The sequence below is a fragment of the Neobacillus sp. OS1-32 genome (genome assembly GCF_030915425.1).
In the GTDB taxonomy this organism is placed as follows: Bacteria; Bacillota; Bacilli; order Bacillales; family Cytobacillaceae; genus Neobacillus; species Neobacillus paridis.
The window spans coordinates 3620847-3635698 of sequence record NZ_CP133263.1 but is presented as its reverse complement, the minus strand read 5'-3'; the positions used below and the strand labels follow the sequence as shown (position 1 = coordinate 3635698).

Sequence of the window (14852 nt, the reverse complement as noted above, 5' to 3'; positions counted from 1 at the left end):
AATGAGAGCATACTTGGGAATTATCGTCACTTTTAGACAAACTCCAGAGCAGGGTCTTTTCGGCTGGTAAAAATTTACTCTTGCAATGACCTAATCTGTGTTTGTACCAAAATTTTCCGCTGTCTGTTCATAGTTGTAATACGTCTGACAAGTTTATCATAGAAATTTTTTTATGTGTTCTCAAGCGATTCTTTTACAATCCTATTCATATCGTTTTTCCACACAATGATGATTGTACTCAATTTATTAAGAAATGGGAACACATACTTAGACCTAAATTTTTTCCATTTTCACTTAATTCCGTGTTTATCACTGACCTGTCACAAAAATGTCAGAAATGTTGAATAGTCTTAACGCAATAGCAATATTTTCCTATTGAAAAATGAGCGGTAATTGCCTTGACCACTGAAGATAATCAAGGAAAAAGTTACTAACAGATGATCCAATGAAAATCGCCAATAATATGTACAGCAACCGTGCTTGAAAGACACGATTGGGCCGCAGCAATTTTTCTAGGTTAAATGCTTGCAACGCCCACCAGGAAATGGCGATAAATACTAAGTGAGACAGGATCCCCAGCAATGCGGTCTGCCCAAAATCATTTATCATTCTGTTGCCCCCCTTTACAATGATTCAGTCACCAATAGCAATCTCCATTAACAAAAGCTTATATAAATTTCTCCACACACAATGACTATTCTACCATATAGACGAACAAAAATGGGAATTGTTTCTAAAATTTTTAAATTATTATTGCAAACATGACAAAATCATGACATGTTAAAAAGCCGGCTGCACCGTAATAAGGGGTGCGGTCGGCTTGTAATTTTGGCCTTGCTTTTTCTATTTGAAGAAGTCGGCGATGATGTCGAGATTGTTTTGCAAGAAGTCGAAGGCGATGTTTGGCAGGATGCCGAACAGGACTGAACCAACGACCGCGACAAGCAATACAACGACAATACCGAATGGAATATTAAATTTACTGTTATCAGCTGCCGGACGGAAGAATATTTGCGTCATGATTCCGAAATAGTAGAAATATGACACAACGGTGGCAGCAATCATGATCGATGCCAGCAGATAATGTCCCGGTTCGGCATAGAGCGCGCCAAGGAAAATATTTAATTTACCGATAAAGCCTGCTGTTCCCGGGAAGCCTGCCAAGGAAATGAGTAGTATTCCCATTGACACTGCCAGCACCGGAGAGCGGCGATATAAGCCAGCAAATTCAGTAATTTTCGTAGAGCCGGCTTTTTCCGTCACAACCTGAATAATCGCAAATGCCCCAAGGTTCATCAGCAAATAAGCCAGCAAATAGAACCAGATCGAATAAAACATATTCGGGGTCAGCGCCGTAAATGCGACTAATAAGTAACCGGCGTGAGCGATACTGGAATATGCAAACAGCCGTTTAATGTCCGTCTGCTTTAAGGCCACGACGTTACCGATAATCATCGTTGCGGCGGCGATCACGGCCAGATAGTTTTGCATGTTGTATAAAATTGGAATCGAGCCTTGTCCGTCGGTAGCGGCAAAGCCAAACACCGTCAGCAGAATGCGAATCACAATCACAAAACCCGCTGTTTTTGAAACAACACTCAAGAAGGCGGTTACCGGTGTTGGAGCACCTTGGTAAACGTCAGGGGCCCACATATGGAACGGTGCAGCCGCCAATTTAAAGCCTAAGCCCACGACAATCATCAAAAATGCCAAGGTCAGCAAGTAGACATGGTTGCTGTCAGACAGCGTTGCCAGCTTGCTGGCCATGTCCAGCAAATTGGTTGTCCCGGTTAAACCATACACATAACTCATCCCGAACAAGGTAATTGCGGAAGAAATACTGCCATTGATGACATATTTCATCGCCGATTCATTGGACTGGGAATGAAATTTGCGAATTCCCGCTAAAATATAAGAAGGAATGGAGAGCAGCTCAAGCCCAATGTAAAGCGTAATCAGATCACCGCTGGAGGTCATCAACATCGCCCCGAGCAAGGCTGTCATGAACAAATAATAGAACTCAGCTTGATAGCGCTCAACGCCGTCCTTTGGTTCATAGCTGACCGCTAAAAATAGCACAAGCGCCCCGCCGCCAAGCAGCAGCAGTTTAAAAGCAAGCGCAAAGCTGTCAATCCGGAACGTGTCGTGCAAAATCGACTCAACCGGTCCGCCGACCATCGAAGCCGTTGCGACCATTGCCGCCAAAATGGCAACGATCCCGATCCAGCCAATCATTTTTCGATCCATATGCTTCGGCATAAATAAATCCATTAACACCAAGATGGCAATCACACCGAGGATTAGAAATTCCGGTGTCATGATGCTCCAGTTTAGTTGTTGAAATGACTCAAGACTCAATCCTAATCACCCTCCTAACCCAAGCATGATAGTCTCAAGTGTGGCTTGAAGCGGTGAACTCAGGACACTTGGGTAAACACCAATTAACACAATCAACAGCATCAGCACAAGCACCGGGACCAATTCCAGGCCGCGCAGATCGAGCACCCCGTCAAAGTCACGGAATGCTTTGCCAAAGGTCATGCCAAGAACGGCGCGGAGCAGGTAGACGGCTGTCATGATAATTCCGATTGACCCGACGGCGGCAATCCACGGCTCAACTTTAAACAGACCTAAGAAGGCCATGAACTCGCTGACAAACCCTGACATTCCCGGAAGACCAAGTGATGCCATCGCCGCAGCCAGCAGGAAGCCAGCGGTAAGCGGCATCCCTTTTGCCAAGCCGCCAAGATTGCCGATGAGCGATGTTTCCGTCCGCTCGTACAATACGCCGACAAGGAAGAACAGCAGCGCTGATATCAAGCCGTGCGATACCACTTGGAAAATCGCCCCTTGAATCCCGGCTTCGTTCATCGCGGCAAGTCCCATCAACACGATTCCCATGTGGGAAATCGAGGAATAAGCCAACACCATTTTAAAGTCTGTTTGAATAAATGCCAGAAACGCCCCGTAAAGCAGATTAATCACGCCAAGGATCGCAAGCAATACCGCCAGCTGTTTAAACTGATCTGGGAAAATTCCCATGCCAAAGCGGATTAAACCGTAGGCACCAATTTTTAACAAAATACCGGAGTGTATCATCACAACGGATGGCGGTGCCTGAACGTGCACGCGCAGCATCCAGCTGTGCAATGGAAAAATCGGCAGTTTGACCCCGAAGGCTATGAGCAAGGCAATGAACAGCCCCAGCTTAAAGTCGGCCGATAGCCCCACGGACGGGTCCGCAATGATTTCCTTTAACATTACAATATTGGTTGTTCCGGTTTTTTCCAGCAGAATCATAATCACAATCAACAACACGGCAGAACCAAAACCGTTATAAATTAAGAAACTGAAAGCTGCTTTTTCTTTTTCAAAATAACCCCATTTCCCGATTAGGAAGAAGGTTGGGATTAACGTCACTTCAAAGAAAATAAAGAACAGCACCATGTTCTCCGCTGTAAATACACCGAGCATCCCGGTCACTAAAAGAAGGAAGAGCATGAAATAGCCTTTCCATTCTTTTTTGATAAACCTGCACGCACCTAGAGCCGCCAGTGTCGAAACGACCGACGTGAGGACGACGAGCAAAAGCTGGAAGCCGCTGATGGCTAGCTCGTAGTTAACGGCATAGGCCGGTTCGTCCGGCTGTAAGCCGCGAAACTGAATCCAAGGAACGGATACGGAAAAATCGCTTAGACTTTTGCCGGCAAGATAATGCGCGTAAACAGCTAATGATAAAGCAAGCGGCGGCAATGTCGCTAAAAAACCGACGGCCTTGATGGCGATTTCCTGCGATTTTGGCAGGATTGCCAGAACAATAATCCCTACTAACGGGGAGAATACTAAGAGTGACAAGACTGCGTGTAAATTCATCGTAAGTACCCCCCTGTTAATGCATAGATGACCACGAGCACGGCCAGTCCGACAAAGGCCACGGCACCGTACGTTTGCACTTGTCCGGTTTGCATTTTCGAGCCCAGTTTTCCAAGGCCTTGGATGATTCCGGTGACGCCCTTGATAATTCCTTCAACAATGAAGACGTCAATGAAGCGCAATAAATAGCTGAAGCCTGTAACAAAGGCAACAACGGTCATCTGATAAAATTCGTCGATATAATATTTGTTGTATAAAACTGTGTGCAGCATGTCGCCTTTTCCGCTGAGCCAATCAGGGGCAATCGAACGTTTGCCGTAGATTAAGTAGGCTAATAGAATTCCCGCCAAAGACACAATCGTGGCAGCAGCCATGATCCAGGCTGGTCCTTCGATATGACCATGTCCTAGTACTGGATTGCCATCGGTCAGCCAGTCGCCAAGAAATGAGCCGAACCAAGGTGTATTGACATAACCGGCGACAACTGCGAGGATCCCGAGCAGCAGCATCGGCAGGGTCATCGTTGATGGTGACTCGTGCACATGGGTTTGCTTGCCGCGGTTTTCCCCAGTGAACACCATGAAGAACAAGCGGAACATATAGAACGCCGTCATGAACGCGGCGATGAGCGCCAGCAGGAAGAGAACCGGATGTCCGCCTTCCCATGCGGCCACTAAAATTTCATCTTTACTGAAGAAGCCGGATAACCCCGGCACCCCGCTGATCGCCAGTGTTCCGATTAAAAACAGCGGTGCGGTAAACTTCAGTTTTTTCCAAAGCCCGCCCATTTCCTCAATGTTCTGCGTATGCACCGCATGGATCACGGAACCGGCGGCAAGGAATAATAATGCTTTAAAAAACGCGTGTGTCATTAAGTGGAACACACCGGCAACATATCCGGCCGATCCAAGTGCGAGCATCATGTAGCCAAGCTGGCTGACGGTCGAGTATGCAAGCACCCGTTTAATATCCGTCTGCACCAATCCGATGCTGGCGGCAAAAATTGCCGTAAACCCACCGATGACGGCAACGGTCATGAGCGCCGTTTTACTCGCCAAAAACAATGGGAACAGGGCAGCTACTAAATACACCCCAGCGGCAACCATGGTCGCGGCGTGGATAAGGGCCGAAACCGGTGTCGGACCTTCCATCGCATCCGGAAGCCAGGTATGGAGCGGGAACTGACCAGATTTCCCAATTGCCCCGATAAAAATCAAGATCGCCGTTAAGGTAATCATGGTGTTAGAAATGGCACCGGCTTCGACAGCTTTAAAAATTTCACTATATTCGAAGCTATTGGTTTGCCAGAATAGCAGAATCATCCCGATTAGCAGGCCAACGTCGCCGATCCGGGTCATGATGAAGGCTTTTTTCGCAGCCGCCTTCGCTTCTTCTTTATAATAGTAGAAACCGATTAATAGGAAGGAACCTAGACCAACCAGTTCCCAGAAAATATACGTTTGCAGAATGTTAGGCGAGATCACAAGGCCCAACATTGCAAAGGTAAATAGCCCTAAATAGGCATAAAATACGTGAAACCGCTCGTCTCCATGCATATAGCCCTTGGAATAGGTATGTACCAGGAAACTAACGAGCGAAACAATAAACAGCATTAGTGCATTTAATTGGTTCACTTCAAAGCCCGCTGTTAAGTGCATTTCCCCGATCGTGAGCCAGTCAAACCTATATAAGTACGTCGGCTCTGAAAAGCGCTCCAACAAGACGAGAATGGAGAAAACGAGCGACGCCAGCGTCATCAGAATCCCCACATACGCGCTCGCCTCCTTCAATCTTTTACCGATCAGCAGAAGGAGCAAAAACGATAATAACGGGAAAAGCGGTATCAGCCATGCATTTTCCATCTTATCAAATCCCCTTTTCAAATGGGTGTCAATGGGTGTCAGGCACCACTCGTGGACAATTCGCGTGATTTGTCCACCCACGGCGTACAGTTTGGTTAAATTAACCAATTGCCTTTATTCCCTGTCTCATTCCCTGCTATTGCGCCGTGATTAGCAGAGGGTGGTGACACCTTAAAGGTTTTCTAGTGTTTCATTTCGTTCATTTCGTCGATATGGACAGTTTTTTTGTTGCGGTACAGCGCCATTAAGATTGCTAGACCGACAGCGGCTTCCGCCGCGGCGACGGCCATGGCAAAGAGGGCAAAGATCTGCCCATCGATTGATGGACTTAAGCCGTATTTACTAAAGGTTACCAAATTAATATTGACGGCATTCAGCATCAACTCAATTGAAATTAAGACAATGACGGTATTTCTTTTTGTCAACGCACCGTACAAACCGATGCAGAATAGAATCAGTGCCAATGCCAGAAAGGCTGAAGCGGGAACCGAACTCATTGCTTATCCGCCTCCTTATCCTCTCGTTTTGCTAAAATAATTGCCCCTATAAGAGCTGCTAGTAATAATACCGAGACAAATTCAAATGGAATAATATACTTCGTGTACAATGCCTTGCCAATTTGCAGTACATTGTCTTCATGTAGCGTTGTTGGAACCTGCTGGATATCGAAATGATAAATTCCGAGATAAACCGCAAAGGCAAACCCGACAACACCGAGAAAGACGAGAATCTTTCTCCATTTTCCTGTTTTTGCTTCACTATCGTCATATGGCTTTGTTAACATGATGCCAAACAGCACGATGATCGTGATGGCTCCGGAATAGATAAGTACCTGCACGGCCGCGACAAATTCCGCGGACAAGAGGATATAAATTCCAGCAATACTGACGAAGGTGAAAATCAAAGCCACGACCATGTGAACGACTTTATTCAGATTTAATAAAAGCACGCCGCCGATGATCGCCACAAGTGCAAGGGCCATGAATGCGAAAAATTCACCTGAGAAGGTCATGGTTTATTCACCTGCCGTATGTTTTCATCATTTTCATCAAGCCACTCCAGGTTCTTAAATAACATGTCACGGCTGTATTCAGCGAGCTCAAAGTTATTAGTCATGACAATGGCTTCAGTTGGGCAAACCTCTGTACATAAATCACAAAGGATGCAGATTTCAAAATTAATATCATACGTATCAATGATTTTTCCCTTTTTCGTCGGGTCCGGATGCTTCTTCCCGGTTAACTGGATGCAGTCCGTCGGACAGATATTAGCACACTGGTTACAGACAATACATTTTTCCGGATAGAACTTCTGAATCCCACGGAACCGGTCCGGCAGTGGTAGCGGTTCATTCGGATAATCATACGTTACCTTTTCACGCGTTAACTGTTTTAGGGTATACTTCAAGCCTTTAGCTAATCCAGTTCCAAGCACGTTGTTCACCCCTTTAAAAAATTTTCAAACGTAAATTCTTATTTTTCCAAAAATCAATTGGCGCAAGTGCCTCCTAATTGGCGTTATCCGCTGCAATTGGCGCAAAATATCGCTCAATTGGCGCTTGAGCTGTGTCAATTGGCGGGTAACACCGGTCAATTGGCGGAAAAGCCATTTCAATTGGCGTTTTCCCTCCCCAATTGGCGCAAAACTCTCTCCAATTGGCGATAAACAGCTTTCAATTGGCGGAAAATATCACTCAATTGGCACTTTTCCCTTGCCAATGGGCGTTTCCCCTCCCTAATTAGCGGAATACTCTCTCCAATTGGCGTTTGGCAACTGCCTATTGTCGGATAGCACTCTTCAATTGGCACTTTTCTCCCCAATTGGCGTTTTACATTTTTAAAGCACCACTTTTTAGAAAAACAGTGACTTTATCAATGCCGTCAACATGATGTTCGCGAGTGCAATTGGCATGAGTACTTTCCAGGCGAACTCCATCAACTTGTCGGCACGCATCCGCGGGAACGTGCTTCGGAACCATAGGTAAACGAACAGCACGGCGCTGAATTTAAGTGCAAACCAGACGGATCCTGGAATAAAGCTCAAGAAACTAACTGGCGCCAGCCAGCCGCCAAAGAACAATACGGTCACTAATGCCGTCATGGCAAATAAATAGACATATTCCGCCAGCATAAAGAACGCCCAGCGGAAACCGGAATACTCAACGTGGTATCCAGCAACAAGCTCCGACTCTGATTCCGGCAAGTCAAACGGTGTCCGGCTAAGTTCTGCAGTCGATGCTGTTAAAAATACCAAAAAGGCAATCGGCTGCAATAAAATAAACCAGCCATGCTTTTGCGCATGCACGATATCATTCAAGTTCAGACTGCCTGATAGTAAAATAATACCCAATACGGACATAACGAGTGGGATTTCATAGGAAATCATCTGCGCTGTCGCCCGCGCTCCCCCTAATAGAGAGTACTTATTGTTCGAAGCCCAGCCGCCCAGTAGTACGCCAAATACGGTCATTCCGGAAATCGCCACATAATACAGGAGTCCGACATTCAGGTCAGCAAATTGGAACCGATCTGTAAACGGAATCGTTGCCAGAACCATAAACGATGGTGCAAAGGCGATGACCGGTGCAATGATGAACAGCGGCTTGTCAGCTACCTTCGGGATAATATCCTCTTTTAGTAAAAGCTTCAGAACGTCAGCAACGGTTTGCAACAGTCCAAAGCGGCCGCCGACTTGGTTTGGGCCGTGCCGGTTTTGCATGTAACCCATAACCTTCCGCTCTGCCAAAATTGAGTAGGTTACGAAACCCAGTACAACTAGCAATAAAACCAAGGCAAAGATAAAGTAGATAATAAAGTTGTACAGGCCGGGACTGGAATGGAGCATTTCTTCAATCATCAGCCGTCCACCTCTCCGAGAACAATGTCAATTGCTCCTAAAATTGCGATCATATTTGCAATATTTTCTCCCTCTAATAGCTTCGGAAGAATTTGCAGATTGTAGAATGATGGTCTTCTAAATTTCAAGCGGTACGGTTCTTTCTGACCTGTACTGCTAATGTAGCAGCCTATTTCTCCCCGCGGCGCTTCGATTCGGACAAACGCTTCCCCTTTCGGTGGCTTGATGATTTTTGGCACTTTCGCCATAATTGCTCCATCAGCCGGGAATTGCTCGACAGCCTGCTCTAAAATTTTCAATGACTCTTCGATTTCCCTTGTCCGAACTTTGTAACGTGATAAAATATCGCCGCCTTCTTCGGTGATGACATCGAAATCAAACCGGTCATAAATGGAGTACGGCTCGTTTTTGCGCAGATCCCAATTTACGCCTGTACAGCGAAGGTTTGCCCCGCTCAGAGAGTAGTTAAGCGCATCTTCCTTTGTGTACTTGCCGATTCCAGTAACCCGATTGAGAAAAATTTCATTGCCGCTGACAAGGGTATGGTAGCCCTTGACTTGTTCCCTCATATAAGGGATAAACTCTTTAACTTTTTCAATCCAGCCCTCCGGTGCGTCCCACTTGACCCCGCCAACCCGCATATAGTTGAAGGTTAAGCGACCGCCCGAGAGTTCATTCAGCAAATTGATAATCATTTCCCGTTCACGGAACATATAAATGAAGGGACTTGTTGCCCCAAGGTCAAGCAAATATGTCCCCCACCAAACAAGATGGCTGGCTACACGGTTTAATTCCATTGCGATGATCCGTAAGTAATCCGCGCGTTCCGGCACCTGAATCCCCATCATGGTTTCCACCGCATGGCAAAGCACGTAGTTGTTTGTCATCGATGACAGGTAGTCCATCCGGTCGGTATAGGGAATTATCTGCGTATATTGCAAGTTTTCCGCTAATTTTTCCGTCCCGCGGTGCAGATAGCCGATTACAGGCTCTGCCTTGGTGATCAATTCCCCGTCCAGGTGTACCACAAGCCGAAAAACTCCGTGGGTACTTGGATGCTGCGGTCCTACGTTCAGGACCATTTCTTCTGTTCTAATCACTGGCTACACCTCCACATCATACGGCTCATAATCTTTTCTCAGTGGATAGCCAATCCATTCTTCGCCGAGGAAAATTCGGCGTAAATTCGGATGCCCGGTAAACTTAATGCCTAATAAATCGTAGGCCTCACATTCCGGCCACTCTGCCCCTGCCCAAATCGGCTGTACCGATTCGATTGCCGGGTCGTCACGGTCAATCTTTACTTTTACCGCAACAGATTGGCGGTTTTTAAACGAGAATAAGTGAAGATAAACTTCCATATGTGTTTGAAAATCAGTACCATGAAGCTCTGATAAGTAATCAAACCCTAACAGCTCATTAAATTTCAAAAATTGAGCCAGTTTATAATAGGCCTCCCGTTTAACGACTAATGTTGGAACATCCTTTGAGAGTTTATTAATATAAAAATCTTCCAAAACATCGGAACCCAAGTTTTCTTCAATGACCTTCACATACTTGTCAAGGTATGGCTGGTTTGGTGATGGTTTGGCTTCCGCAGCATCAGTATCTGCTGCTGTCGCACCGCCTTTTGCTGCTGCTGCGGCTTTGGCTTTGGCTGCTGCGGCTGCTTTCGCCTTCGCTTTGGCTGCGGCAATCGCTTTGGCTTTTTCATCATCACCCGCTGCTGCTCCGTCTGTGCTGGCTTTTGCTTTCGCGGCTGCTTTCGCTTTGGCTGCTGCTGCGGCCTTGGCTTTTGCGGCGGCCGCTGCTTTTGCCTTCGCATCGTCGCCTGCCGGGGCACTGTCACCGTCGGCTGCGGCTCCACCGGCAAGTTCCATTGCTTTTCGTTTTGCGGCGGCCGCCGCTTTTGCTTTCGCTACTGCTGCTGCTTTTTTCTTTGCCAGATCGTCAGCGTCTCCGCCACTTGCTTCCGCTACTGTTTCTGACGCCGGTTCCTCGTCTGTGATTCCTTCGCGTTTCTTTTTCGCTAGTGCCGCCGCTTTTGCCTTTGCGACTGCTGCCGCTTTTTTCTTTGCCAGATCGTCGGCGTCTCCGCCACTTGTTTCCGCTGCTGTTTCTGACGCCGGTTCCTCGTCCACGATTCCTTCGCGTTTCTTTTTCGCTAATGCCGCCGCTTTTGCCTTTGCGGCTGCTGCTGCTTTTTTCTTCGCCAGATCGTCAGTTTCTCCGGCACTTGCTTCCGCTACTGTTTCTGACGCCGGTTCCTCGTCTACGATCCCTTCGCGTTTCTTTTTCGCTAGTGCCGCCGCTTTTGCCTTTGCGGCTGCTGCCGCTTTTTTCTTTGCCAGATCATCGGCGTCACCAGCCGATGCTGCTGCAGTTTTTTCAGGCTCTGACGGCTTTTGCTCGGGCTCAACTTGCTTCGGCACTTCCTGTGATTGACCTGCTTCCGCTGCAGCCTTTGCCTGTCGCTTCGCCAGCGCTGCGGCTTTCGCTTTTTCCGCGGCCTCCCGCTTCAATTGCTCAAGATCTTTTTCCCCGCTCATCGACTAGATCACCTTCTTCCCAGTCTTCGCTTCATATTTGATTTTTTCCTTTAATTTGTTGATTCCATATATTAACGCGGCCGGATTCGGAGGGCATCCAGGGATATATACATCTACAGGGACAATTTGATCAACACCTTTAACAACGGAGTACGATTTCACATACGGCCCGCCCGCAGTTGCGCACGATCCCATCGCGATTACCCACTTTGGCTCCGGCATCTGGTCATAAAGACGCCTCAAAATTGGAGCCATTTTCTTTGTTACTGTTCCCGAAACAATCATGCAATCGGATTGTCGTGGTGACGGCCGGAAAAACGACCCAAATCGGTCCAAGTCGTAGTGAGCTGCACCCACGCCCATCATTTCAATCGCACAACAAGCCAGACCAAATGTCACCGGGTAGATTGAACTGCTTCGCGCCCACCCTTTCACTTGCTCCAGCGTCGTCAAAAATACATTTCTTTTTAACTCTTCCATTTCCAAATCGGTAATGCCATCTACTTTTAAATCCATCGTAGCACCTTCTTTTTCCAAGCATATACTAGGCCGATTAAAAGCATAATGACGAATAACACCATTTCAATCAAAGCAAAAACACCTAGCTTATCATAAGCAACTGCCCATGGATATAAAAACACTGTTTCTACATCAAAAATAACAAACATCAGGGCAAAAATATAATAGCGGACATTGAACTGTACACGAGAATCGTGAAACGGATCAATCCCGCTCTCATATGTGGTATACTTCTCCGCACTTGGCTTATACGGACGCAGAAGCTTTCCCAAAAATAGCGCCACCACCGGTAGCAAAATTCCGAGACACAGGAACACAAAAACTATCAGATAATTATTCTGATATACATTTAAAAGTTCCATGCCATCCCCTCCAAGTTGAATATTTTAACACTTACGAATATTGTAACCGAATTCATTATAACATTGTTACAAACTTGTGTCGACAAACCAAATCCATTTAAAAATTGGAATTCTGCCCGCCGCGAAATTATCCAAAATAGGTATGTAGATCTCGCTCACAAAAGCCCCATTTGAAAAACTTTCGCAAGTCTCGATAGGAAATATTTAGAGGCAAAATTTCATGTTTCCACCACACTGGTTTGGAGTCCATGTTCCCACCCTCACTGCTCGCTGAGAACGTGCTGTGGGACTTCTTCATGAGCCAGAAACCAAGAGGTTCGTATGTACCATAATAGCCCTAATAAATTCGATAACTCTATTTAAAAACAAAACCATGCCTAAGTCAGTGAGGTTTATCAACCTTTGAAAAATTTTAAAGTATACCAACATGAAAATAAGGAAAATATTCATTATTAGGTTTCCCTATCATCATATTCTAAATGTCCAGTTTCATGCGAAGTATTATCAGATTGTGTTATCCTGGATTGGAGCTTTTGCAATCAAACTATGCCTATGGTACAGTTTCTCCGTTTGATCTTGACGTTTTGTCCCAAAGACCCCTTCTATGGGACAGTTGCCTCATTTTTACAACATCTTTGTCCTTCATCCTTCTTATATAAGAACTTTACCAATGATCTCCAAACAGTTTACCTTTATCCAGCACAAAGAAGTTCTGTAGAAATTTCTTCATCAAAACGGCCTGCACTCGGCGCTGCCAGTCACACACATAAAAGGCCCCTCGGGGTGCGGCGTTTTATTTGCCGGCCAGAGGAGCCCATTTTATTCCTACAATTAATATTTACGTTCTGCTACCGTAATCCGATTGACAGCACGTCTCAAGGCGAGCTCAGCGCGTTTGAAATCAATATTATCCTGCTTCTGCTCGCGCAGGCGCTGCTCGGCACGCTCCTTAGCCCTTAAGGCGCGTTCCACGTCAATATCTTCAGACTTCTCTGCCGATTGGGCCAGAACCGTTACCTGATCAGGACGGACTTCTAGAAAACCGCCGCTGACAGCGACAAATTCAGTCTTTCCATCCTTCTTTAAACGAACAGAACCAATTTCAAGCGGTGCTACCAATGGCACGTGACCTGGTAAAATACCGAGTTCACCTGATTTAGCCTTCGTACTCACCATTTCCACATCTGATTCATACACCGGACCATCGGGAGTTACAACACTGACTTTAATCGTCTTCATTTTTTACCCTCCCTGGCTGGATTAGACCTCTACACCCATACGTTTTGCGGCCTCAACCACTTCTTCGATCCGGCCAACAAGACGGAAGGCATCCTCTGGAAGGTGGTCATACTTCCCTTCAAGGATTTCCTTAAAGCCGCGAACCGTTTCTTTAACCGGTACATATGAACCCGGCTGGCCAGTAAACTGTTCAGCCACGTGGAAGTTTTGTGATAAGAAGTTCTGAATCCGACGGGCACGGGCAACAACCAGTTTATCTTCATCAGAAAGCTCATCCATACCAAGAATGGCGATGATGTCCTGTAATTCACGATATTTTTGTAATGTTTGCTGCACTTGGCGAGCAACATTGTAATGCTCTTCGCCAACGATCTCAGGTGCCAAAGCACGAGAAGTTGAAGCAAGCGGATCCACCGCAGGATAGATCCCCATTTCGGAAAGCTTACGCTCAAGGTTGGTCGTTGCATCAAGGTGGGCGAATGTGGTCGCCGGAGCCGGGTCAGTATAGTCGTCGGCAGGTACGTAAATCGCTTGAATCGATGTAACTGAACCTTTTTTCGTCGAAGTAATCCGTTCTTGTAATTTACCCATTTCAGTAGCAAGTGTCGGCTGGTAACCAACGGCAGATGGCATACGGCCTAACAGCGCTGAAACCTCGGAACCTGCCTGGGTGAAACGGAAGATATTATCGATAAAGAACAACACGTCTTGTCCTTGCTCATCACGGAAATACTCCGCCATTGTTAAACCAGTCAGGGCAACGCGCATCCGGGCACCTGGCGGCTCGTTCATCTGACCGAAAACCATCGCTGTTTTCTTGATAACACCAGAATCGGTCATTTCCCAATAAAGGTCGTTCCCTTCACGAGTCCGCTCACCTACACCGGCGAATACAGAAATACCGCCGTGCTCTTGGGCAATATTGTGAATTAACTCCTGAATAAGAACGGTTTTACCTACACCGGCACCACCGAACAGGCCGATCTTACCACCCTTAATGTATGGAGCCAGCAAGTCAACAACTTTAATACCGGTTTCCAAAATTTCAACTTCAGTCGAAAGATCCTCAAACGTTGGTGCTTCGCGGTGAATCGGATCACGACGGGCACTTGCTGGAATCTCTTCCTTCAAGTCAACAACGTCACCTAAAACATTAAATACACGGCCCAATGTTGGGTCCCCAACCGGTACCGAAATCGGTGCACCGGTATCTTCTACCTCCAAACCGCGAGTCAAACCATCAGTAGATGCCATCGCAATGGCACGAACGGTATCATCACCTAAATGAAGGGCTACTTCAAGGGTTAAGTTAATATCCACTTCAGATTCATTTTGCGCTTTCTTCACGATTTTCAGCGCATTATAGATCTCTGGAAGATAACCGTTTTCGAACTTCACGTCAACAACCGGACCCATAACCTGAAGAACATGTCCTTTGCTCATCATTTTTCCCTCCTAACTTACTTTTTCCAAACAAAGCTGCTTGAAAAATGAACCTGGTTCATCCCACTATATTGGTACTCGTTTTCGGATAACGTTTCACACGAACGAAACAGTTTCCAAAAACGGCTACTTTGTCAAGAACCCTACAA

At 46.4% G+C, this 14852-nt stretch carries 15 protein-coding genes; 1 reads left to right on the top strand and 14 read right to left on the bottom strand.

The features are described 5' to 3' along the window. Positions 1-372: 372 nt before the first annotated feature. The 7 genes from RCG24_RS18035 to nuoI form a co-directional block, all read right to left on the bottom strand. Complete coding sequence (locus tag RCG24_RS18035; RefSeq protein ID WP_202653026.1) at positions 373-609, bottom strand: DUF1146 family protein; 237 nt, start codon at positions 607-609, stop codon at positions 373-375. 234 nt (positions 610-843) lie between these two features. Further along, entirely contained in the window at positions 844-2358 is a 1515-nt protein-coding gene (nuoN, locus tag RCG24_RS18030) for an NADH-quinone oxidoreductase subunit NuoN (RefSeq protein WP_202653025.1), read from the bottom strand. Between the two features lie 6 nt (positions 2359-2364). Next, positions 2365-3873, bottom strand: coding sequence for an NADH-quinone oxidoreductase subunit M (locus RCG24_RS18025; RefSeq protein ID WP_308077634.1), 1509 nt, complete (start codon positions 3871-3873; stop codon positions 2365-2367). Then, on the bottom strand, positions 3870-5735 hold the full coding sequence (nuoL, locus tag RCG24_RS18020; protein ID WP_202653050.1) for an NADH-quinone oxidoreductase subunit L: 1866 nt from the start codon (positions 5733-5735) through the stop codon (positions 3870-3872). The genes RCG24_RS18025 and nuoL overlap by 4 nt, the downstream gene beginning before the upstream one ends. A gap of 182 nt (positions 5736-5917) precedes the next feature. Continuing rightward, positions 5918-6232 (bottom strand): NADH-quinone oxidoreductase subunit NuoK, encoded by a 315-nt coding sequence (gene nuoK / locus RCG24_RS18015; RefSeq protein ID WP_202653023.1) that lies wholly within the window; start codon positions 6230-6232, stop codon positions 5918-5920. Continuing rightward, positions 6229-6747, bottom strand: a complete 519-nt coding sequence (locus RCG24_RS18010) for an NADH-quinone oxidoreductase subunit J (RefSeq protein WP_308077633.1) — start codon at positions 6745-6747, stop codon at positions 6229-6231. The genes nuoK and RCG24_RS18010 overlap by 4 nt, the downstream gene beginning before the upstream one ends. Next, entirely contained in the window at positions 6744-7169 is a 426-nt protein-coding gene (gene nuoI / locus RCG24_RS18005; RefSeq protein WP_308077632.1) for an NADH-quinone oxidoreductase subunit NuoI, read from the bottom strand. The genes RCG24_RS18010 and nuoI overlap by 4 nt, the downstream gene beginning before the upstream one ends. Positions 7170-7226: 57 nt before the next feature. On the opposite strand from nuoI, the gene RCG24_RS18000 reads away from it, so the two are divergent. After that, on the top strand, positions 7227-7400 hold the full coding sequence (locus tag RCG24_RS18000) for a hypothetical protein (protein ID WP_308077631.1): 174 nt from the start codon (positions 7227-7229) through the stop codon (positions 7398-7400). 186 nt (positions 7401-7586) lie between these two features. Here the strand turns inward: RCG24_RS18000 and nuoH are convergent, their stop codons facing one another. The 7 genes from nuoH to atpD form a co-directional block, all read right to left on the bottom strand. Further along, complete coding sequence (nuoH, locus tag RCG24_RS17995) at positions 7587-8591, bottom strand: NADH-quinone oxidoreductase subunit NuoH (RefSeq protein WP_202653020.1); 1005 nt, start codon at positions 8589-8591, stop codon at positions 7587-7589. Continuing rightward, positions 8591-9691: an NADH-quinone oxidoreductase subunit D gene (locus RCG24_RS17990; protein WP_202653019.1), complete on the bottom strand. Its 1101-nt coding sequence runs from the start codon at positions 9689-9691 to the stop codon at positions 8591-8593. The genes nuoH and RCG24_RS17990 overlap by 1 nt, the downstream gene beginning before the upstream one ends. Before the next feature lie 3 nt (positions 9692-9694). Beyond that, the gene (locus RCG24_RS17985; RefSeq protein WP_202653018.1) at positions 9695-11140 is read right to left on the bottom strand and encodes an NADH-quinone oxidoreductase subunit C; all 1446 of its coding nucleotides are present in this window, start codon (positions 11138-11140) and stop codon (positions 9695-9697) included. A 3-nt stretch (positions 11141-11143) separates the two neighbouring features. Then, positions 11144-11656, bottom strand: coding sequence for a NuoB/complex I 20 kDa subunit family protein (locus tag RCG24_RS17980; RefSeq protein WP_202653017.1), 513 nt, complete (start codon positions 11654-11656; stop codon positions 11144-11146). Further along, positions 11647-12021, bottom strand: a complete 375-nt coding sequence (locus RCG24_RS17975; RefSeq protein WP_308077630.1) for an NADH-quinone oxidoreductase subunit A — start codon at positions 12019-12021, stop codon at positions 11647-11649. Before RCG24_RS17975 ends, RCG24_RS17980 begins: the two co-directional genes overlap by 10 nt. An 831-nt stretch (positions 12022-12852) precedes the next feature. Further along, complete coding sequence (locus RCG24_RS17970; protein WP_202653015.1) at positions 12853-13260, bottom strand: F0F1 ATP synthase subunit epsilon; 408 nt, start codon at positions 13258-13260, stop codon at positions 12853-12855. 21 nt (positions 13261-13281) lie between these two features. Continuing rightward, on the bottom strand, positions 13282-14703 hold the full coding sequence (gene atpD / locus RCG24_RS17965; protein WP_202653049.1) for a F0F1 ATP synthase subunit beta: 1422 nt from the start codon (positions 14701-14703) through the stop codon (positions 13282-13284). Positions 14704-14852 lie beyond the last annotated feature (149 nt).